The sequence below is a fragment of the Planococcus sp. MB-3u-03 genome (assembly GCF_002833405.1).
In the GTDB taxonomy this organism is placed as follows: Bacteria; Bacillota; Bacilli; order Bacillales_A; family Planococcaceae; genus Planococcus.
On the sequence record NZ_CP025135.1, the window covers coordinates 2,193,978 to 2,215,302 of the forward strand.

Here is a 21,325-nt window from a genome sequence, read left to right on the forward strand (position 1 = left end):
AAATGCGGCTTTCCTTATACAGTGATAAGCAATTGTTTATTGGCGTCCATCGATACTTTCATTGTGGAGCCTGGAGTGACCTCTCCTTTGATCAATTCCTTGGCGATGCGTGTCTCGATTTCACGCTGGATAAAGCGTTTCAGCGGGCGCGCCCCGAAAACTGGGTCGGTTCCCGCTTCGATGATGTAATCGATGACTGAATCCTCAACTTCCAAGGAAATTTGCTGTTGTTTCATTCTCGTCGCCAATTCACTGATCATTTTCTTGGCGATGCCATAGAAATGCTCATTCGCTAGGGAATGGAAAATGACGATATCGTCAATGCGGTTCAACAGCTCCGGCCGGAAATGCTTGCGCAGTTCCATCATGACGATGTCTTCTGTATCGTGTTCGTCACTACTTGCGCTGATATGCTGGGAACCGATATTTGATGTCATGATAACGACGGTGTTGGAGAAGTTCACGAGCCGCCCTTGGCTGTCCGTGATGCGCCCATCGTCCAGGATCTGCAAAAGGATATTCGCGACATCCGGATGGGCTTTCTCGATCTCATCCAGCAATACAACGGAATACGGATTGCGGCGAACCGCTTCTGTTAATTGGCCGCCTTCTTCGTAGCCGATGTATCCAGGAGGCGCCCCGACAAGGCGCGATACGCTATGCTTTTCCATATACTCGGACATGTCGATGCGGATGAAATGGTCTTCCGAATCGAATAAGTTCGCTGCCAGCGATTTCGCAAGCTCTGTTTTCCCGACACCGGTCGGCCCAAGGAAAATGAACGAGCCGATAGGTTTTTGTTCATCTTTAATGCCGGCACGTGCACGCCATACCGCTTCTGTCACCAGTTCGACGGCTCTGTCTTGGCCGATGACGCGCTCTTTCAATGTATCCCCGAGGCGCAATAACTTTTCACGCTCGCCTTCGACCAATTTCGTTACCGGTATACCCGTCCATCGGGCGACGATGCCAGCAATTTCTTCTTCGGTCACTTCTTCGCGAAGCAAACGCTCCCCGCCGTCGCCGGCAAGTTCGACTTCCATCGCGCTCAGTTCTTTTCAAGCTCTGGAATTTTCCCATGGCGCAACATCGCCGCGGTATTCAAATCATATTTGTTTTCCGCATCTTCCAGCTGTCGGCGGTATTGATCCAATTGTTCGCGCTTGGCCTGGATTTTCTGAAGCGATTGCTTTTCTTCGTTCCATTGCTGCTGCATACCTTCAGAAGAAGACTTCAGCTCTTCAATCTCTTCGCGCAGCGCAGCGAGGCGTGTTTTGCTCGCTTCGTCTTTTTCTTTTCGAAGGGCCTGCTCTTCAATTTCGAGCTGCATGAGGCGCCGCGTCACTTCATCAAGCTCTTGTGGCATGGAGTCGATTTCTGTCCGGATCATCGCACACGCTTCATCGATCAAGTCGATTGCCTTGTCCGGAAGAAATCGTTCCGTGATGTACCGATCAGACATTGTAGCGGCTGCAACAATCGCCCGGTCATGGATGCGCACGCCGTGGTGGAGCTCGAAACGCTCTTTTAATCCGCGTAGAATCGATACCGCATCTTCGACAGAAGGCTCGCGCACCATCACTTGCTGGAAGCGACGCTCAAGTGCCGCATCTTTTTCGATGTGCATACGGTATTCATCCAAAGTGGTGGCTCCGATGCAATACAGCTCTCCGCGCGCAAGCATCGGTTTGAGCATATTTCCGGCGTCCATCGCGCCTTCCGTTTTACCGGCGCCAACGATCGTATGGATCTCGTCGATAAACAGGATGATCTGCCCTTCACTATCTTTCACTTGCTTCAATACGCTTTTCAGCCGTTCCTCGAATTCCCCCCGGTATTTTGCGCCTGCAATCAGTGCACTCATATCGAGTTCATAAATGACACGGTCCTTCAAGCCCTCCGGCACATCGTTGCGGACGATGCGCTGTGCCAGCCCTTCGACGATTGCGGTTTTCCCGACGCCCGGTTCACCGATCAATACCGGATTATTCTTTGTCTTTCTAGAAAGAATCCGGATGACATTGCGGATTTCCTGATCGCGCCCGATGACCGGATCCATCTTTCCGGACTGTGCTTGTTCAACCAAATTGCGGCCGAACTGTTCCAATGGCGACTTTTGCTCTTCGTTTGGATTTTGGAATTGAACCAATCAAATCACGCTCCTCTGATTAATTTGACCATCTTTGACTAATTAGATTATATGATTGCCCAGCCCCTTTTGCAACAGAAATGCTCATCAAAAAAAGCCGCAAGGAATTTCTCCCCTGCGGCTTTCTGCTATTTCTTTTATCGAACGCCGAGCGCCATTTTGGCGTAGCGCGACATATGGTCTTTGCTCCAGACAGGCTGCCAGACGATTTTTACATCGACTTCCTCAACTTCCGGCAATTCATACAAAGATGTTTTCACCATCTGGACGATTTGCGGCCCCATTGGGCATCCCATTGAAGTGAGTGTCATAGTGACCACACAGAAACCATCTTCGGATAATTCTACATCATATACAAGGCCCAAATTGACGATATCAACACCTAGTTCTGGGTCGATGACATTTTCAAGTGCACCTAATAGATAGTCTTTTGTTTCTTGGTCCATTCGGAATCCCTCCTTTTCCTGTTACTGCTTATCTTACCAAACATCACTGCGAAATGAAATTGACTTGCTTATTCGCTTAACCGGTCGGCGATCCAAGCAGTCGCGGAAAGCATTCCTTTGCGGCTGACCGCGTGCGCCGCTTCTGTTTCTTTCATGAATGCCAGTCGTTCCGGATAGGCGGCATAATCCTGCTGCAATGCATGGAAAAGCCGGTTAGTCGGTTCAAAAGGAACGGTCGGGTCTTTTACGCCATGCCAGAAAAAGACCGGGCGCCCGCCAAAGGATTGGCGGTTCAAACTGATATCAAAACGGGACAGGGCCTGAAGCATGCCTTCTCGTTCCTCATCGGTGAGCGGCAAGTCAAAACCACGCGACTCGTATTGCCGCATTTGGGCTTTCGCAAGCTCCACATAATTTCCGGAACCCATCATGACAGCTGCCGCTTTGATCCATGGATGGGCCGTCAATGCGCCGAGCGTCGTGATGCCGCCCATAGATGTGCCTCCGACAGCCGGTTCCCCACTGGTCAATTGGCGCTTGTGCAATTCTTCGTGCAAAAATCCGAGTTCTTCGATGGACGTCAAGACAATTTCCCAAAAGCGCAGGCTGATCTGGACTTCATCTAGCGATTGATCCCGCTCTCCATGAAGCAGCGCATCCGGCAAGATGACACGGACCCCTTTTTTAGCCCATTGCCAGGCATAATGCAAATTATGTTCTTTGGCACTCGTATGCCCGTGCAGAAAAATGACAGTCGGCAATGGACCGCCCGCGTGGCCTTCAGGTGTTATATGTAAGATCGGGATATTTCCCCATAATTCATTTGCTACTTTCATGCGCTTCACTCCTCACCCTAAATCCTACCAATTTTTCTTTGTTCCCGCAAATTCCGGCATTGCCGTCAGGTTTTTTTGACGGATAGCCTCTATTATCGCTAAACTGAAGGTAGATAGAAGGGAGCCGGATTTTTATATGAAACAACATTTAATCGTACTCGACTTGGACGGAACATTATTGACCGACCAAAAAGTCATTTCACCTAAAACCAAGACCATTTTGAATCAAGCCCAACAAGCAGGCCACCAGGTCATGATCGCGACTGGGCGTCCATACCGCGCAAGTGAAATCTATTACCGCGAACTCGGCCTCAACACGCCGATCGTCAATTTCAATGGAGCTTTTGTCCATCACCCGAACGACGAACGCTGGGGTCTGCACCATACGCCGATCGGCTTGGATGTCGTACACGAAGTCGTCGAATCGATGCACGCTTTCGATTTCCACAACATCGTCGCGGAAGTATTGGATGATGTCTATGTCCACCACCATGATGAGAAACTGATGGATATCTTCAGTTTTGGTGACCCGAGCATCACGACTGGGGATTTGCGCAATTATTTAAAAACCGATCCGACGTCGATGCTCATCCATGCACCATACGAAAAAGTCCATGCCATTCACGACCACCTATCGGAAGTGCATGCGGAAGTCATTGACCATCGCCGCTGGGGCGCACCTTGGCACGTCATTGAAATTGTCCGCTCGGGCATGAACAAAGCTGTCGGCATCGACCGTGTCTCAAAATCACTGGGCATCGCGAAAGAGCATATCATCGCATTCGGCGATGAAGACAACGATCTGGAAATGCTGGACTTTGCAGGAGTTGGGGTTGCGATGGGCAATGCCATAGCCCCGTTGAAAAACATCGCCAACGAAATCACCTTGACCAATAATGAAGACGGCATCGCTGAATTGCTGATGGACCGCTTGAAACTGAAAATCTAAAGGAGGAAGATCCATGAGATTATTTGCAGATAGCGCATCTGATTTACCGAAAGCTTTTTTTGAGCAGGAGCAGGTCGTCCTGTTCCCTTTGCGCGTCCATATCGGAGACGCCGAGTACGAAGACATCCGGACAATCGATTCCATGAAAGTCTATGATGCCATCCGCTCCGGCATCCATCCAAAAACGTCTCAAGCGTCTCCGGAAGAAATGCTCAAGGCATTCGAACAATTGGCAAAAGATAAAGAAGCGGGATTCTATATTGCCTTTTCCTCGGAATTGTCCGGTACCTATGCGACAGCAGTGATGGTGGCAGATCAAGTGCGCGAAGAATACCCGGATTTGAACTTGACGATCGTCGATTCCAAAGCGGCTTCACTCGGCTACGGACTGCTCGTCAAAGAAGCCGTGAAATTGCGCAATGCCGGTGAAAACCATGATGCGATCATCCAAAAAGTGCGTTTCAAGGCCGACCATCTCGAAAGCCTGTTCACGGTTGAAGATCTGGATTACATGGCGAAAGGCGGCCGTATTTCAAAAGGCAGCGCATTCGTCGGCGGCTTATTGAATATCAAGCCTTTGCTTCATGTCGAAGACGGCAAGCTCGTGCCGATTGAAAATTACGCGGGCGCAAAAAGTCATCAAGCGGATGATCGAACTGATGAAAGAGCGCGGCAGCAATTTGGACCAGCAAGTGATCGCCATCAGCCACGCCGATGACCTGGAGTTTGCCAATGCCCTGAAAGGCGAAATCGAAGCTGCTTACAACCCGAAAGAAATCGAAATCCACATGGTCGGTTCCGTAATCGGCGCACATACAGGACCTGGCACGCTCGCCTTATTCTTCTATAATAAAACCGATTGAGGAGTGGACTGTTGATGAAAAAAGTGATTGTAGTCGGCGCGGTAGCCGGAGGTGCAACTGCAGCGGGCCAACTCCGTTTCTATGATAAGGAAATGACTATCACAGTGTACGACCGGGATTCGACAATGTCCTATGCGGCTTGCGGAACGCCATATGTAATTGGCGAAGTCATTAAGGATGAAACTTCGATCCTGATGGCCGACCCGGAACAGTTCCAGCAAAAACGCAATATCGATGTCAAGCTCGAACACGAAGTCGTGGAAATTCTCCGTTCCGAGAAAAAGATTCGCGTCCGCAACTTAAAGACGGGCGATGAGTTCCACGATTCCTATGACGTGTTGATTTTGTCTCCCGGCGGCAGCACCATCATGCCGGAGATTGAAGGCTCACAGAAGAGCCATGTATTTACGCTGCGCAGCTATGGCGATATGCAGGCCATTCATTCCTATATTCAAAGCGAAAAGCCATCTCATTGCGTCGTTTCGGGTGCCGGGTTCATCGGGCTTGAAATGGCTGAGAACCTTAAGCATCTCGGACTAGAAGTCGATATCGTCCATAAGTCGAGCGCCATCCTATCGATTTTGGATGAGGACCTGTCGCAGCTTCTGCATGCAGAGCTGGAGAAAAACGGCGTCCAAGTCCATACCGAAACCGTCATCGAAAAAATCGATGATCGAAGCGTCGGCTTGTCCGATGGAAAGAGTCTGGAAACCGATTTTGTCATCATGAGCATCGGCTTGAAACCGAATACCGCACTCGCTGAAGATGCCGGGCTCAGCATCGGTGAAACCGGAGGCATCCGGACCAATGAGTTCATGCAGACAGACGATGAATCGATCTACGCCATCGGGGATGCGTCGGAGAATTTCGATTTTATCACCGGAGACCCGAAACGTGTCCCGCTCGCTGTACCTGCGCACCGGCAAGCTTTTCTTGTGGCGCAGCACATTACCGGAAATCCGATTCCGAAAAAAGGGCTGCTCGGCACTTCCGCCTTGAAAGTTTTCGGTCTGGATGCAGCGATGACTGGGCTGACTGAAACGGCGATCAAAGAAAAAGAGCTCACCGCCAAAACGGTCATCCATACCGGAAACTCGAACGCGGGCTATTATCCGGACCATGAAAAACTGACCTTAAAAGTCCATTACAATCCTGAAACCAGACAGATTTTAGGTGCGCAATGCGTCGGAGGCAAAGGGGTCGACAAGCGCATCGATGTAATAGCGACTGCGATTTATGGAGGATTGACCGTCGATGATTTGCAGGCGCTCGAACTATGCTACGCTCCTCCATTCTCTTGCCGAAAGATCCCGTCAATATGATCGGCTATAAAGCATTCGACTGATCTTTCACTGAAAGCGCCTGGAAACAGGTGCTTTTTTCATGCAAAAAAGCTGTGAAACAGCTTGTTAACTGTTCACAGCTTTTTGATTATTTATTCTGTTTTGCTGCTTCATCAGCTTTCCGCTGCTTGCCCTTTTTCCAGACAATCCATAAAAAGCCCATGAAAATCAAGTACATTAGCCCAAGCGTGACGATATACGCCGTATTCAGCCCTCGTTTTTCAGTAATATGGTAGGTTTCCACCAATTCGCGGTCCAAGGTGAGGCGGTACTGCCCGTCTTCATCCGGACGGACGATATCGCTTTCGAACAGCCCTCGCATTTCCATTCCTTCACCGACAACCTCCGGCGCCAAACTCAAGCTTTTCGTTCCGGATGAGTTATTTATGGCAATGATCCACGACTCTTCTTCATTCGAACGCTTATAAACCATCCAGCCCTCTTCTTCATGAAGCAGCTCCAAATCGCCCGTGCGCAATGCTTCAGATGAATTGCGCAATGAGTTCAGATTGGTGATGTAGTCGATCAATTCCTTTTCGACTGCCATATCTAAAATCTGATGTGATTCCGGCAACGCTTCGCCGTTCATCGCAGTTTCAGAACCGTATTGGACGACCGGAATGCCTGGCATCGTCAATAATTGCGCGAATAGCATACGCCAACGGGTCGGCGGATAGCCTCTTGATTCGACGATGTCCGATGTAAAGCGTGAACCGTCGAGTGAATCGACTCGGATCAATTTGCCTTCCGTTTGCTGCATCAATTCAGGGACATCGGCCAAAGACTGGTCAAAATTGCGATAGCTGTCGCGGAGCGTCTGTTCTACCCCTTCCTGCACTACCGCATCAAATCCGGTCTGGTTCTCCATTTCCGCATCTGCCAATACATAAAAACCTTCCTGCTGCTTCATGGCTGCGGAGAAGTTTTCGACAAATGCAGGGTCCAGTTCCTCTGAATCCTGCAAGCGGACTCCGTCTATTCCGTATGTATCGCGGAAGTCGCTGAACATTTCAATCAAGGCTTGTTGGACTTCTTCCTTGCTTGTATCGAGCGCAAGTGTCTGGTCGTCGTTATCAGTAAACCAATCAGGATTTTCCTGTGCCCACACATGATCTGCACTCACTTCTTGCGTCGGCAAGTCGACGATGGCTTTCATCTCGCCTTCATGCACTTCATCGATGAGCGACTGGAATTCTTCCGCCGTTCCGAAATGGCGTTCCAACTGGCTATAATCCAGCACTTGCCGCCCATCATAGCTTGCAGTCTGAAAGACTGACCCGACCGACAGCACCGTAAAGCCCATATCCCGGACGTGTGCAAGTTCGCTTTCCATCCCTGAGAAATCACCGCCGCTGAACGATGCGGGATCGGTGGAGTCCACTTCGTAATCGTTCTGAATCTGTTTATTGAAATAGCGGTCTACGAGCACGTCGTAGATGCTTTCGTCTTCGATTGTGCGGGTCTCTTCAGCTGCCACACTAGTTGTTGACGGCAATAGCAATGCTGCTGCCAACGCCCAAATCATAGTTTTTCTTCAAGTCCGTACTCCTCCTTCAATGAGGCCAAGATGATGCTCACCCGGTCTATTTTATCAAACTCGCCTGTCTGCCGCTATGTCATATTCGTGAAAGCGCTGCTGTTTGTGCCTAGTTTCGTCCAAACTGTGAAATCCCCGAGACGAATGGCCTATTTTCACTATTTCGATCACAACAAAAAAACTGCACGTTCCCCGTCAGTAAAAACCAACAAAGAACGTGCAGCTTTCAATTGGATGCAATGCCTATTATGCCAAGAAGTTAAATCCGACAGGCAATTTGAAGCCGAGGAATAAAGTCACGAGCAAGAATACTGCAAACAATGCCCAGAACAAGGTTACAGGCTTTTGTTTCTTGCCACGCACGAGCACCATTTCCATCATGCCGATGGTCAATAGCCCAAATAGGAATTTCAAGCCGTAAAGCATGGCATCGTATGACGAATGCTCGATGAACAATGTCAGACCGGTAATGATGATCAAAACATAGATCAGTCGTGTGATCATGTGGACGATTTTACGTCCCTTGCTGTCGCGGTGCATAAATGCAGCCACGAGGAAAAGCACGATGCCCACTACCCACATGGTAATGTGAAGATGTGTTGTATCAGTTAAAAATCCCAAAAGCTCACCTCATTTAATATAGTCCCCTCAAGTTTAACACATGCAGGACAATTGGAAGTGATTGTTCCTTATGACAAATGTGTGACGAGTGTGCCGATTGACTGGATCGATACTTTGATCGTATCGCCCGCTTTCAGGAACTTCGGCGGATTGAACCCTTTGCCGACACCAGCTGGGGTTCCAGTCAGGATGACATCGCCCGGTTCAAGTGCCACCGATTTGGAGATCTCTGCGATCAGTTCATCAACGCGGCGGATCATGTTTTCCGTATTGCCATTTTGGCGGACTTCGTCGTTCACTTTCGTCACGAGGGACAGATTCTGTGATTGTGGGATTTCATCCTTGGTCACCAGATACGGACCCATCGGGCAAGAGCCTGGCAAGCTTTTCCCAAGGAAATATTGCTGGTGTTTTTCCTGAAGGTCGCGAGCGGTCAAATCGAGCGCGATAGTATACCCGAATACATGATCGTAGGCCAGCTGTTTCGGGATCTTATGCCCGGCTTTGCCGATTACGACAGCGAGTTCGCCTTCGTAGTCATATGAATCGGTGATATCTGCATGTACAGAGACCGTTTCTTCATCAGCAGCGACGGTATTGGGCGCTTTCGTAAAAACGACCATATCCGTTGGTGCCTGACCGCCCATTTCTTCAGCGTGGTCAGCATAGTTCTTACCGATGCAGATAAAGTTTTTCGGAGGTCTCGGGACAGGTGACTGCCATTCGATTTCCGAAAAAGAGTGTTTGAATTGCTCAGGGGTTTCCGATTGGACAGCCGCCTCCGTCAATTTGCGGATCTGTTCCACAAACTCCATTCCTTGCGACACTCCATCAATCAGCTTTTCCGGAAATTCCGGTAATACTTCCAGCTGCTCCTGGATGGCGAGGACATCCCACACGGCTTCTTCTTTTTTTACCTTTGGTCCAAAACGTTCTTCTCCTTGAAAGCGAAACGATAGAAGTTTCATTCGTCAAACACTCCTTTTCTGTGATTGCATTCATTATACACATTCAGCGTTTTGAATTGTTGCTTTTTTCAAAATTATTTCCGTAAGTCCAACGGCGCCAGACCATTTCGATCGGCCCCCGTTTGAATTTACTGAACCACAGTTCTGCAAAGATCAATTGAACAACGAATATACCGACAGCGATCAAGGTTCCGGTCAACAGATCCACTTGGCCGTATAAGCCCAGGCCGAAGGAATAGAAAATGCTCGTCGCGATGATCGATTGCGTGATGTAGATGGTCATCGACATCCTGCCCGCTTTGACTAGCGGCGATAGAGCCTTCATGAATTTCAGATTCAGCGACAATAAGGCAATGATTCCGGCATAACCGATCGAAACAAGCGGCCCGCCGAACATCTCCTGGACATACTGATAGGCATAATTCTTATCGAAGAGGTACGGGGTCGATTTCAGCAGCAACCCGACTGTAAGCGACCCGACAGCAAGCATGAGCCAGGTCTTTTTCTTGGCAGCTGCTTGTTCGATCATCCGCCATTTCGCCGCTGCCGCCCCGATCATCATGAGTGGCAGAATGGTGACAGTCAAGATGATGAAGCTAAACGGATTATTGACATAATACCAATCCGTTAAACGCCGGCTGAATATTTCAGCGAAATTGCCCGATTGATAGGCAGCTACCGATTGCTCGGCTTCCTGATAGCCGATATAGATGTTCGGGTCGACCATGACCGCTAAAAACATGATGACGGTAAACATTAGATGCGGAAGCGTATACAGCAAGACCCCAAGGCCAAGAAGCCAAGCGGGCGAAAGCCGCAGCATTCCGATCAATAATAAGCCCATGAGCGCATAAGTGATCAAAATATCCCCATACCAGATTAAAAAGGCATGGACGATCCCGAATGCCAGCAAGATCAATAAACGCTTGACGGCAACTGGCATAAACGGCTGCCCATAATCTTGGGCGCGCAAAAATTGCATCATCAGCCCATAGCCGAACAGCATCGAGAATAACGGATAAAAACTTGCCTGGACGAAAATGTCCAAACCGGTGAAAATGGTTTGATCCATATTTCCGCTGAACCATTTATACGGATCGATATAACTTAAAGGCGTGTGGAAGGCCAGCATATTGATGAGCAGGATTCCGAATAATGAAAATCCCCTCATCAAATCGATGGCGTCCACCCGTTCACGTAAAGAGATCGGCTGTAATTTCAAAATAATCCTCCTAGACTTCCACTTCTTCATTTGTCGAGAATAAATACAAGACACGCTGTTTTATCGCAATGCGCAAAATCGCTTCCACCGCTTCTTGGTAAACCGATAATTGGATGGAATAGCGCTCTTTCATGGCCGATTGGACATTGGCCATCCCGCGGGTTTGATCCGTTTTATAATCGAGCAGGATCCATTCCCCGTCTTCCTTGAACAGGCAATCGACGATCCCTTGGACGATCTGATGGTCGCCGTCTTCATCAGCACGTGCATACGTGAAAGGAACTTCCCGTCTGACATCCTCGGCGTTCATCAGGCGCTGTGCAATCGTACTATGGAAAAAAGCTTCGACTTGTTCAGCTTTGACAGCCTGCGCTTCTTCCTTCGTAAGAATTTCCCGTCCTGTCAACTCGTCGAGAAATTGACGGATCTCCTCTACATCCATCTGCCGATCAAGTGGCAAATGCTGCATGACGGTATGCACTGCCGTACCGATATCTGCAGCTGACAGTTTGCGGTCCATCAGGAAATCCGGGCGATGCGGCGCTTTCTTTTGTGCTTTCGGTTGATAGTTCTGGATGAACGATTCCGGCTCATCCGAACGCTGCAATAACTGCAGCCTCTTCATTTCCGTCACCGATTGCTTGGAACGTTTTTCGACAGCTGCCTGATGGGGATAGGTAAAATCGAAACGGCTGCGAATCAGTTCTGCATCTGCTTCTGCTTCCGGCCTGTCTTTTTCCGCTTCGAGCAAAGGCTGCGGCTCTTCCAAGGAAACGGTCTCGACAATATCGATCTGAAAGCGTGAATGATGCTCGAGCACTTCACCGCCTACATGCAGTTCTTCGGCATCGGGATGCCTGGACACGGCTGGGCCGATCCAATCCAAATAAGATTTTGCACGCGAACGTTTAAAGTCAGGCAACAGCACGTCGCCCGAGGCGGTCTTCCACTTCTCCAGTAAGCGGTCGATGTCTTTTATAGAGGCAGTTAAGTAGAGCTTTTCTTTCGCACGCGTCATCGCTACATACAAGACCCGCATTTCTTCAGCCTTCATCTGCAATTGCTTCATCTCTTTAACGGCGAGATAAGGCAGTGAGGTATATTCGATGCGTGTATCGGGATTGACTGCCTTGACCGCAAGCCCATATTGCTGGTCGAATAAATACGGTTTGTGGAAATCCATTTCATTGAATGGCCTTCCTGTCCCTGCGAAAAAGACGATCGGAAATTCCAAGCCTTTCGATTTATGGACGGTCATGAGCCGCACGACATTTTCCTTTTCGCTCAATGATTTTGCCGTCCCAAGATCATCCCCGCGTTCCCTCATGCGGTCGATAAAGCGCAGGAACCGGAACAATCCGCGAAAAGCGGTTTTTTCGTATTCGAGCGCACGGTCATGCAGGGCACGCAGATTTGCTTGGCGCTGCTTGCCGTTCGACATAGCACCCGCCATCTCATAGTAATTCGTATCCAGGTACACTTTCCAAATCAACTCCGACAACGAGCCCCTGCGCGCCAAATCCCGCCAAGTGCGGAGGCTGTTCGTGAAACGGGCCAGCTTAATGCGAGTGGCTTCATCCATGGTACCGATGCGGATAAACGCTTTCAATGCATCGTAAAAAGTGCCTTTCGTATCGGCAAGGCGGATCGCTGCCAATTCATTTTCCTGAAGGCCGAAAAACGGCGCCCGGAGAACGGCGGCAAGCGGAATATCCTGGTACGGATTATCGATGACGCGCAATGTATTGAGCATGATCATCACTTCGAGAGCATCGAAATACCCGCCGCTCAACTCCGCATAAAGCGGAACACCAGCCATTTTGAATTCATCGGAAAAGTCACCCGACCAAGTCATCGAACGCATCAATACGACAATGTCGCGGTATTCAAGCGGACGCTCTTTTCCGCTCCATGGATCGTGAACGAGGGTTCCCGCATCCATCATATGGCGGATCTTTTGCGCAATCCAACGAGCTTCCCATTGCGACTTGTCCATATCAACGGGCATTTCTTCCCCTTCTTCCGTTTCCGGTTCATGGATGAGCGTCAAATGGATTGGCACATCCCCTTCCGGATATGGCGCTTTCGGCTTCAATGCCGCATCTTCATCGTAGCTGATTTCACCGACGCGCTCGCCCATGATCTGCGAAAAGATGTAATTGGTTCCATCGAGCACTTCTTTTCGGCTCCTGAAATTGGCATTCAAATCGATTCGCAGGCCCGTTCCTTGAGCTTCACGGCTAAAGCGGGAATACTTGCCTAAGAACAGCATCGGCTCCGCCAGACGGAAGCGGTAGATGGACTGTTTCACATCCCCCACCATGAATAAATTGCCGTCTTGTTCAGATCCCGACTTTACAAGGCTGAGGATCGTTTCCTGCAGCATATTCGTATCTTGGTATTCATCGACCAAGACTTCCTTGAAGCGTGTTCGGTAATCCTGTGCTATCGCGGAAGCTTCCCCGCCATCGCTCAGGATTTCCAGTGCATAATGCTCCAAATCCGAGAAATCCACCAAACCGCGGTCGATTTTAAGGGCTTTGTAATCTTCTGCAAAGCGCTTTGTCAAATCGACCAATGTCCTCATGAGTGGCGCCATTTCGCGCATTTCCTCAAGCAGACGCTCGGGGGCGCGGGTGAAATACCCCTCTTTCACGTCATTGAACAGTTTTTTCGCTTCATTTCTCCGTGCTTTCGCTTCTTCTGCCAACTGCGGGTCACAGGAATCTTTTTTCACGGATGCCAAACGCTCCCATTTAATGTTTCGTGCATAAGCATGAAGCGATGCCCAAGATTCATCCAATGCATCGAGTGCGGCACGGATCAGCGTGGCGTCCATCCGGAAATTCTCTTCCAGTATGTCGGGGCCGTCCGGACGGGTGGCCAACTCCCACCCTTCATCAAGCAAGTCAAGCGCCGCTTCGAAACTATGACGTATCGTCATCTTCAGATCTTCCATGAACGGCAACTCATCAATTGTGGCATGTTCCGGTACATCGTATAGCTTCGGCAATTGTTCAAGCCATGCTTCCGGTTCAGGATGCACACGTGAATAATCATATAATTTACCCAGCAGGATTTCCATTGCCTGGTCGCTGCGGTCAGAAGTAAAACTGTCTGCGAGCCTGTAGACCTTCTCGCGCCCTTCGCCTTCATAAGCGGATTCGAGCACCGCTTCCATGACATCATCACGAAGCAAGGCCGCTTCCGTATCTCCCGCGATGCGGAAGCCAGGATCGATTTCCAACAGATAGGCGTATTGCTTCACGACTTGCAGGCAGAACGAATGCAAAGTCGAAATTTGTGCTTTATTGATCAGCCGTAATTGTTTTTTTAAATGAACGGATTCTGGCTGCGCTGTAACTGCCTGCTCTAAAGCTGCAGACATGCGGTGGCGCATTTCCGCTGCCGATGCGTTCGTGAAGGTGACGACCAATAGCTCATCGACGGATATCGGATCTTGTTCATCGAGCACTTTTTCGATCATCCGGTTGATCAGGACAGCCGTTTTCCCGGAACCGGCCGCAGCCGATACGAGCATATCCTGTCCCTTCGCCCATATCGCCTGCCATTGTTCATCGGTCCATGTGGCATCATTCGGTTTTTCCGGTATCATCAGCGCTCAACTCCTTGCGTATTTTCTCCACTGCCTGGTCGGGGCTCAATACCGGCAATTTCCGGTAGCTCTGGTCGGGGTCACTCGGGTCGAATTGACAAACCGCGCGGAAATTGCAGAATTGGCAAGGCGTGTCATCTTTCAAGCGGTAGGGCGAAACGGCTGTATTGCCGTCAAGAATGCCATTCCCTGCCCCTTGGTGTTTTTTCCGGACAAATTTGCGGATCGTTTCCATATCATCTTTTTCAACTGTTTTCGATGAGCCTTTCGAGACCGAGCCGTTTTTATAGAGGCGCACTGGAATAACATTCGAATACCCGTCGATCTGATCGTCCATCGCCTGTATGACTTCCGGATCTTCTACCACCAAACCGTTCATTTTAAATGACTTCGCAAGTTCCTCTTCCAGCTCTTCAGCAGTTAATAATTTCGTCATTTTCAACATTGGGTTATGCATATGGAAATACAGCACCCCTGCCGGTTCCGCCTGCTCCCCAAGCCAGCGCTTCGAATGGGTCAAGGCCACATCCAAATAAGTAAAAGTTTGCAGGGCCAGGCCATGGTACACTTCGCCGAGATCCAGGCCCTGCTTGGATGATTTATAATCGACGACCCGCAAATACGGCTTGCCGCCGATATCGGTCGAGTCGATGCGGTCAATACGCCCCCTGACATTCATCTTGCGCCCACGTTCGAGCGGAATGTCGAGCGGCGGAATCGCTTCTTTCGTGCCGAAGCCTACTTCAAGCGCGACCGGCACGAAGCCGGATACTTGTGCATGCTTGCTCAACATGAAAGCTGTTTGGCGGATGATGCCTTCAAGTTTGTACTGGATATAGCGATAGCGATGCGAACTCAACAGGATCTGGTTGACAAAATAAGGCGATAATTGTTCAATCGCCCGCTTGGCGAGATCCGCGCATTGTTCTTTGCTTAACGACGACCAGGAAACGCCGAGTTGCATCACTTCATCGGAAATCCATTTGATTGCGGCATGGAATAAATCTCCCATTGCCGGCGCAGCCAGACGGTATTGGCTGCGTTCTTCAAGTTTCAAGCCGTAAGCTGCATAATGGGCAAATTGGCAGCTATGATAGGTCTCGATGCGGGATACGCTCGAAGCGATCGGTGCACCATAAAGCGATTCAGCGATCTCTTCCGATAGCTTTTCAGCTTTGCCATGGCTCAAAGGCTTGAACACCTGATGGATAATCGCCGACCACAACGGGTCTTCCCGGTAATAATCGAGCACGGCCTGCCACTGTCCGGTAAGCTCCCCGCTCCTGATTTGGGCAGCCAGATGCGAAAGTGTTGCACGCGGATGGCTAATGTATTCCAAAGGATCCGGCTCATGCAGCTCTTCAGGGCCGATTGCTGCCAATTTGGGCTCAAGCTGAAGCAAATCGGCGATTTTCCTGATATATAAAGAAGGCAATAAGGCCTTCCCTTCTTCGTCCGCAATCGGGTAAGAGACGCTTAGCCGATCGGAAGCGGAAGAGAACGAGCGATATGCCATATAAGTTTCATCCATCAAGCGCATGCGGGAGCTCGGTGCAAGTTCGATACCGATTTTTTGGAACCACTCACGCTCTGCATCCGTCAAGAGCCCTTCGTGTTCGATGCGTTGCGGCAAGACGCCGTCATTTGCGCCGATGATGAAGACCGACCGGATGTCCATCAAGCGCGCCAGGTCCATTTTCGCGATGGTCACTTGATCGAGCGACGGCGGGATGCGTGAAAACTCCAAAGTTTCAAAGCCTTCATCGAGAATCCGTGCTGCACTTTGCATATCCAGTTCTTTGTCCCCGAACATCAGGACGAATTGGTCGAGCACGCCGACCCATTGATTCCATGCCTGCTCGTGCTCCGTCGCGGCAAGCAATTGATGGTCGGCTTCTTCGCGGTCTTTCAGCAGCTGGATTTTCGAATAGACATCAAGCTCTTCGATAAACTGAAACAGCGCTGTAGCAAAGTCCCGGCCGGTGACGCAGTCGCCAAGGCGGGTTTTCAAACGCTCAAGCGGGTCGCGCACCACATCCCGGACAGTCTGCAATTCCATCTGGAGCGCCAATTCTTCGTCTGTCTGGATACCTGAATGAAATTCGAGCCCGCGGTATTTTTTATAGATCCAGCGCTTGTCATCAAACCAGCGGTCTCCGTAGATGCCATTGGCAAGGACGAAATTCTCCAATTGGTCTCCCCGCTCCCGCCATTTGCTGACATTGCCTTCAGGGAAGAACAAATCCGTCTTCAATGCCCGGAAAACCGGTTCATATGCATAATTGCCGATGACCGCTTCGAGTGCAGAGCGGCTGAATTCGATCAATGGATGATGAAGCATCGATTTTTTTTGGCTGATAAAGTAAGGGATATCGTATTGCGGAAAAATGGTGTTGATCAATTCGTCGTACACTTCCGGCTGGCGGTACAGCACCGCTATATCGTTATAGCGGCAGCCATCCATCACCTGCTGCCGGATCGAGCGGGCGAGCTCATGGATTTCAGCGCGCCGGTTGGACGCTTCGACCAATTCGACGGCTCCTTGCCCTTCGATGGATGGGGCAGGGAACGTTTCGATGAAGCGTTCGATATGCAGAAGTTCCTCGTTCATGAAACGTTTTGGCTCTTGCAAATACACTTCCGGTTCTAGCCCGATTCCTTCCGATGCGGCAAGATCCGTAAGCCGGCTTGCAGTGACGGCAGATTGGTAGAATAACGACTGTTCATCCTCCGTACTGCTTGTGTCATCCATCGGCAAGACGATCGTCACCGATTTGGCATGCTTCAACAACTCTTCAATGATTTGGAACTCGCGCGCTGTAAAACTGACGAACCCATCGATATAAATAGCCGAATGCTTGATCGTTTCCGAATGGCGGATCTTCTCGCTCAATAAGCCGAGATGGCCTTCGGAATCCACGAACACTTTGCCAAGCCTGCGGTCGATTTCCAGCAAGATGAGTTCGAGATCTGCTGCCTTGTCCTGCAGCGTCCTCGGGGCTCCGGCTGTTTCAAGGGATGACCGGATGGTGCCGAGTTCATCGCAATCGATGCAATAACGTGAAAACTCTTTGATCAATTGCTCGATTTGGTCGGTGAAGCCCCGTTTGCCTGCAGCTCTTCTGAATAAATTAAACTCCTCTTTATGTTCTTCAAGCAAGCTGCGGATCAGCATGCGATAGCCGAATGTGTCGATTTCCTTGCGGCTGATCCCGCCGACTTCCTGTAATACACGCCAGGCAAGACGCTTGAAAGTCACGGCCTGCGCACGGATCATGCCGTTCATGCCGTATGCGGCGGACAAACGATACTCCGTAGAAAAAGACATCTGGTCCGGGACGATCAGAAATATCGGATCCCCATCCGCTTGGTCTTTCAAACTATCGGCGATTTCTTCTTGGACAAAACGGGTTTTTCCGGTACCGGCGCGCCCGTAGACAATTCGTAAAGACATGTAATGCACCCCTTTTCAATAAGAACATTTGTTCTTATTATACAATAAACAATCGAAAAGAACGACTTTCCTGTTAAGATAGCCGTTCTTTTTCGCGTTCTTCTTTCGCTCTTTTGAAGTCGGCTTCCACTTTTTTGTTGAGCCGCTTCTCCAAAATTTTCCCGATAACATAAAGCAGTACGATGACAGCAATGACGATACCTGTCCGGATCGGCTGTGTGAACAAAGCGCGGATATCATAGCCGACGTATGAAATCGTCAAGACCATGACGAATTTGCCCGCCATCAAGGTCAATAAGTAATAATGGCGGCTGATATTTGATAGCCCGGCCACTAAGTTGACCAATGCCGACGGCGTAAACGGGAAACACAGCAGCAAGAACAAAGGGCCGAAGCCGTTGCGCTCCACCCAATGGATGAGCCTTTCGACTTTCTCATGGCGCGTCATGAAATTCATGAATCGCGCTTGCCCGAACTTGCGGATCAGCAGGAAAACGGTATACGAACCGGCGACTGCCCCGCCCCATGACAGGAGGAACCCGAGCCATAGGCCATAGGCTGTCGCATTGGCGAAGACGAAGACAAAGAGCGGCAAAACGGCAAAACGATTCAATAAACGGCAGCAAAACCCGATGAGCGGGCCAAATGCCCGGTAAGATTGCGTTAACTCGACAATGTTTTCCATAGTGAAAAATCCGACATAGGCTCATTCCTTTTAAATTGCGCGATTTTCAATAATGAATCTAAAACAGGAGAAAATATGCTATGCTATTATAATTACTTTACACTTTCTCCCGTTTTGGAAAAGAGAAATACTTGCGGCAAAAGGCGGAATAAATTGCAAGAACACGGATTCTCTTCAGGGCTGAAAGCCGGCGCCAGCATTGCCATCGGCTATTTTCCGGTTGCGTTGACTTTTGGGCTGCTGGCCAAAACGACAGGTTTATCACTCATCGAAGCGACCGCCATGAGCATTTTCGTCTTTGCCGGCGCTGCCCAGTACATATCACTTTCCTTATCACAGCCGGTGTACTCCCGGCGCTCATTGTCGTCAATACGTTCATCGTCAACATCCGCCACTTTTGATGACAGCGGCATTGAATGAAAAGATGGAACCGGATGCCCGCTGGAAAAAGCGCTGTACGCATTCGGCATTACCGATGAAACGTTTACTGTACTCGCTACGCAGCCGGGCGACAAGATCCGCACTTCATTTGCCGCGGGTGTCATCGTTATTTCCTACGGAAGCTGGGTGGCATTCACTTCGCTTGGCCATTTGATCGGCGCCAGCCTCCCAGGCTTCCTGCAGGCGTCCATGTCGATCGCACTGTATGCGATGTTCGTCGGCTTGCTCGTGCCGTCCATGAAAGGCAACCGGAAAGTTGTCAGCTTGGCGTTGATCGCCGCACTTTTCAACTCACTGTTCTATTTCACCGGCTGGCTGTCCACTGGCTGGGCGATCATGGTGTCGACGCTTGCTTCAGCGATCATTATTGAACTGATTTCACGGAAAGGAGTTGCCGCCTAATGGGTGCCTGGTTTTGGTGGATGATTTTTGGAATGGCCGTTGTTACTTATATTCCACGCGCAATACCGTTAACCTTTTTGGAAGGACGTGAATTACCGGAAGCTGTACAGAGTGTTTTGCGCAATATTCCTTATGCCGTCCTCGGCGCATTGATTTTCCCGGCCGTGTTCTTCATACAGGAAAACGTCTGGTTTGGCGTGATCGGGGCCGCATCCGCATTTGCCATCGCGTTTACCGGGGCGAACGTTATCCTCGTCGTACTCGGGACCATTGCCATTCTCTCCGTATACGGACTTTGGTTCGGATAAGAAAAAAAGCCGTCACTCATTTTCATGAGCTTCGGCTGTTTTTCTTTTATGATACATATTGCTCGCATACCAGAAACCAGCTGTTAACGAAGCGGCGTTGACGACAAACAATAACCACGTATGTGTGAAGCCGGCATAAACGGCCGCGGCAATCAATGCCACGGTCAATATGAGGCCGACATAATGGTTGAACGTCACGCGCGTAAACAGGATAACAAGAAGCCCGGGCACAAACAGCGATAGGAAAAACTTAGTCACCATTGACTCCATATTCTTCTCTCCTTACTCGACAATCAAGAGACCCAGGCGGTGATGGTCATGGCGGAAGACGACATGGTGACGCAAACGCATTTCCAGGTTATGATCGCTTCATTCCAGGCGGCAATGCGCTGCATTGAGCTGGATTGCTTCGTATAGTTCTGTTTCATTCGTTACGGTCGTGCCGTTCACTTTGCGGATGATTTCCCCGCGCACAAGCCCCATCTTCTCTGCAGGAGATCCCGGAAGCACGTCGATGATCATGACGCCTTGCGCTTGTGGTGTCACGGTGTAATTCCCGCTGCGCTCTTTCTGTGCATAATACAAGCTAATTCCCAAACGGAACAACGCTCCGGCGGCCAGCGCGATAATCGCCATCGGCTGCCAAAGAAAACCGAATAAGGCAAGGACGATCGTCAACACAGCTGACCAAGTGACCGATTTCGCGATTTTTGGATACAAATAAACAGGCAGCGTGCGTTTGCTGCGCCCTTGGAAACCAAATACCAGCGGGAACAAAATGAATGAAAAGGCCGTTTCCCCGATCGGCAGCTGTGGCCAGTACGGTGCGTATTCGGAAATCATTTCTCCAGGGACGACCAGAACAGCCGGTATCAGCCATAGGCGGCGTGAAATATAGGCAGCGGCACGCAATCCGCGAGCCGATTTATGCAAACGCGGCGAAGCGGCAGCGGCAGCTGACTTTTCGACCATGCGGCTTTCGATGAATAGCAAAAGCCCTGCAATCAACGCGACTGAAATGAGCCAGCCGTCCGCAAGCCCCCTGCCCGTCATTTCGGCGAACCCTAGATTGATCACCCAATCATTGGCTTCGAACAACCAGACGACCAGCGCTGCCGCTCCCGCCAAATAGACGAAAGAAGCCAGGTGGTAAAAACCTGTCAGCATGACGATAATGCTCACGATGCTGAGTGCAATCAACCATTCCATCGGCACTGCCAAACCGGCAGCAGCCACGATGACCGATAAGATTAACGCATACAACCAGCCATCTTTCAGCAAGCGTTTAAATTCTGTTCCGCCATACACGATCCGCGTGCGGAAAATGCGGCGTTCTTTTTTAACGCGAAAATATCCAAGCATCGTCGCAGCAAATAATGCGACATAAAAAACAGGGTTAAGAAAAAACATGGCGATCGCCATCAAAAAATCCGTTAACACTCCACTGACACCATCCTTAAGCTAAATGAACTTATCTTCCATTGT

At 50.0% G+C, this 21,325-nt stretch carries 14 protein-coding genes and 3 pseudogenes; 5 read left to right on the top strand and 12 right to left on the bottom strand.

What is annotated here, in order from left to right; all coding sequences use genetic code 11:
• Positions 1-14: 14 nt before the first annotated feature.
• The 3 genes and pseudogenes from CW734_RS19445 to CW734_RS12320 form a co-directional block, all read right to left on the bottom strand.
• Positions 15-2,149, bottom strand: a pseudogene (locus CW734_RS19445) (ATP-dependent Clp protease ATP-binding subunit).
• A 137-nt stretch (positions 2,150-2,286) separates the two neighbouring features.
• Complete coding sequence (locus CW734_RS12315) at positions 2,287-2,595, bottom strand: metal-sulfur cluster assembly factor (RefSeq protein WP_058383381.1); 309 nt, start codon at positions 2,593-2,595, stop codon at positions 2,287-2,289.
• 68 nt (positions 2,596-2,663) lie between these two features.
• Positions 2,664-3,431, bottom strand: a complete 768-nt coding sequence (locus tag CW734_RS12320; RefSeq protein WP_101190676.1) for an alpha/beta fold hydrolase — start codon at positions 3,429-3,431, stop codon at positions 2,664-2,666.
• 136 nt (positions 3,432-3,567) lie between these two features.
• Between CW734_RS12320 and CW734_RS12325 the strand changes: the two genes are divergently transcribed.
• From CW734_RS12325 to CW734_RS12335, 3 genes and pseudogenes are all read left to right on the top strand, one after another.
• A complete protein-coding gene (locus tag CW734_RS12325; protein WP_101190677.1) occupies positions 3,568-4,380 on the top strand; it encodes a Cof-type HAD-IIB family hydrolase in 813 nt (270 codons plus the stop codon).
• 13 nt (positions 4,381-4,393) lie between these two features.
• Positions 4,394-5,243: pseudogene (locus CW734_RS12330) on the top strand (DegV family protein).
• 14 nt (positions 5,244-5,257) lie between these two features.
• Entirely contained in the window at positions 5,258-6,565 is a 1,308-nt protein-coding gene (locus tag CW734_RS12335) for a CoA-disulfide reductase (RefSeq protein ID WP_232787049.1), read from the top strand.
• Positions 6,566-6,674: 109 nt separating this feature from the next.
• On the opposite strand, the gene CW734_RS12340 is transcribed toward CW734_RS12335, so the two are convergent.
• The 7 genes from CW734_RS12340 to CW734_RS12370 all read right to left on the bottom strand — a co-directional run bounded on the left by CW734_RS12340 (position 6,675) and on the right by CW734_RS12370 (position 18,689).
• Positions 6,675-8,111, bottom strand: a complete 1,437-nt coding sequence (locus CW734_RS12340) for an alpha-amylase family glycosyl hydrolase (RefSeq protein ID WP_101190678.1) — start codon at positions 8,109-8,111, stop codon at positions 6,675-6,677.
• A 258-nt stretch (positions 8,112-8,369) separates the two neighbouring features.
• Positions 8,370-8,744, bottom strand: a complete 375-nt coding sequence (locus CW734_RS12345; protein WP_101190679.1) for a YisL family protein — start codon at positions 8,742-8,744, stop codon at positions 8,370-8,372.
• Positions 8,745-8,812: 68 nt separating this feature from the next.
• Positions 8,813-9,712: a fumarylacetoacetate hydrolase family protein gene (locus tag CW734_RS12350; protein ID WP_101190680.1), complete on the bottom strand. Its 900-nt coding sequence runs from the start codon at positions 9,710-9,712 to the stop codon at positions 8,813-8,815.
• A 43-nt stretch (positions 9,713-9,755) separates the two neighbouring features.
• Positions 9,756-10,934 (bottom strand): DUF418 domain-containing protein, encoded by a 1,179-nt coding sequence (locus CW734_RS12355; protein WP_101190681.1) that lies wholly within the window; start codon positions 10,932-10,934, stop codon positions 9,756-9,758.
• 10 nt (positions 10,935-10,944) lie between these two features.
• Positions 10,945-14,550 (bottom strand): helicase-exonuclease AddAB subunit AddA, encoded by a 3,606-nt coding sequence (addA, locus tag CW734_RS12360; RefSeq protein WP_101190682.1) that lies wholly within the window; start codon positions 14,548-14,550, stop codon positions 10,945-10,947.
• Entirely contained in the window at positions 14,528-18,004 is a 3,477-nt protein-coding gene (addB, locus tag CW734_RS12365; RefSeq protein WP_101190683.1) for a helicase-exonuclease AddAB subunit AddB, read from the bottom strand. The genes addA and addB overlap by 23 nt, the downstream gene beginning before the upstream one ends.
• 73 nt (positions 18,005-18,077) lie before the next feature.
• A complete protein-coding gene (locus CW734_RS12370; protein ID WP_101190684.1) occupies positions 18,078-18,689 on the bottom strand; it encodes a TVP38/TMEM64 family protein in 612 nt (203 codons plus the stop codon).
• A 153-nt stretch (positions 18,690-18,842) separates the two neighbouring features.
• Between CW734_RS12370 and CW734_RS12375 the strand changes: the two are divergent.
• Together CW734_RS12375 and CW734_RS12380 are read left to right on the top strand one after the other, a co-directional pair.
• Positions 18,843-19,532 (top strand): annotated as a pseudogene (locus CW734_RS12375) (AzlC family ABC transporter permease).
• A complete protein-coding gene (locus CW734_RS12380; RefSeq protein ID WP_101190685.1) occupies positions 19,532-19,840 on the top strand; it encodes an AzlD domain-containing protein in 309 nt (102 codons plus the stop codon). Before CW734_RS12375 ends, CW734_RS12380 begins: the two are co-directional and overlap by 1 nt.
• A gap of 12 nt (positions 19,841-19,852) precedes the next feature.
• Here the strand turns inward: CW734_RS12380 and CW734_RS12385 are convergent, their stop codons facing one another.
• Positions 19,853-20,110 carry a CsbA family protein gene (locus tag CW734_RS12385; RefSeq protein WP_101190686.1) on the bottom strand — a complete coding sequence of 86 codons (258 nt, stop codon included), beginning with the start codon at positions 20,108-20,110 and terminating at the stop codon, positions 19,853-19,855.
• Between the two features lie 99 nt (positions 20,111-20,209).
• On the bottom strand, positions 20,210-21,280 hold the full coding sequence (locus CW734_RS12390) for a PDZ domain-containing protein (RefSeq protein ID WP_232787050.1): 1,071 nt from the start codon (positions 21,278-21,280) through the stop codon (positions 20,210-20,212).
• Positions 21,281-21,325 lie beyond the last annotated feature (45 nt).

Bases quoted from the DNA above. Each gene is read 5' to 3' on its own strand.
- CW734_RS12380 (WP_101190685.1), top strand. From the start codon at position 19,532: ATGGGTGCCTGGTTTTGGTGGATGATTTTTGGAATGGCCGTTGTTACT.
- CW734_RS12315 (WP_058383381.1), bottom strand. From the start codon at position 2,595: ATGGACCAAGAAACAAAAGACTATCTATTAGGTGCACTTGAAAATGTC.
- CW734_RS12350 (WP_101190680.1), bottom strand. From the start codon at position 9,712: ATGAAACTTCTATCGTTTCGCTTTCAAGGAGAAGAACGTTTTGGACCA.
- CW734_RS12335 (WP_232787049.1), top strand. From the start codon at position 5,258: ATGAAAAAAGTGATTGTAGTCGGCGCGGTAGCCGGAGGTGCAACTGCA.
- CW734_RS12370 (WP_101190684.1), bottom strand. From the start codon at position 18,689: ATGGAAAACATTGTCGAGTTAACGCAATCTTACCGGGCATTTGGCCCG.
- CW734_RS12325 (WP_101190677.1), top strand. From the start codon at position 3,568: ATGAAACAACATTTAATCGTACTCGACTTGGACGGAACATTATTGACC.
- CW734_RS12320 (WP_101190676.1), bottom strand. From the start codon at position 3,431: ATGAAAGTAGCAAATGAATTATGGGGAAATATCCCGATCTTACATATA.
- addB (WP_101190683.1), bottom strand. From the start codon at position 18,004: ATGTCTTTACGAATTGTCTACGGGCGCGCCGGTACCGGAAAAACCCGT.
- CW734_RS12385 (WP_101190686.1), bottom strand. From the start codon at position 20,110: ATGGAGTCAATGGTGACTAAGTTTTTCCTATCGCTGTTTGTGCCCGGG.
- CW734_RS12340 (WP_101190678.1), bottom strand. From the start codon at position 8,111: ATGATTTGGGCGTTGGCAGCAGCATTGCTATTGCCGTCAACAACTAGT.
- addA (WP_101190682.1), bottom strand. From the start codon at position 14,550: ATGATACCGGAAAAACCGAATGATGCCACATGGACCGATGAACAATGG.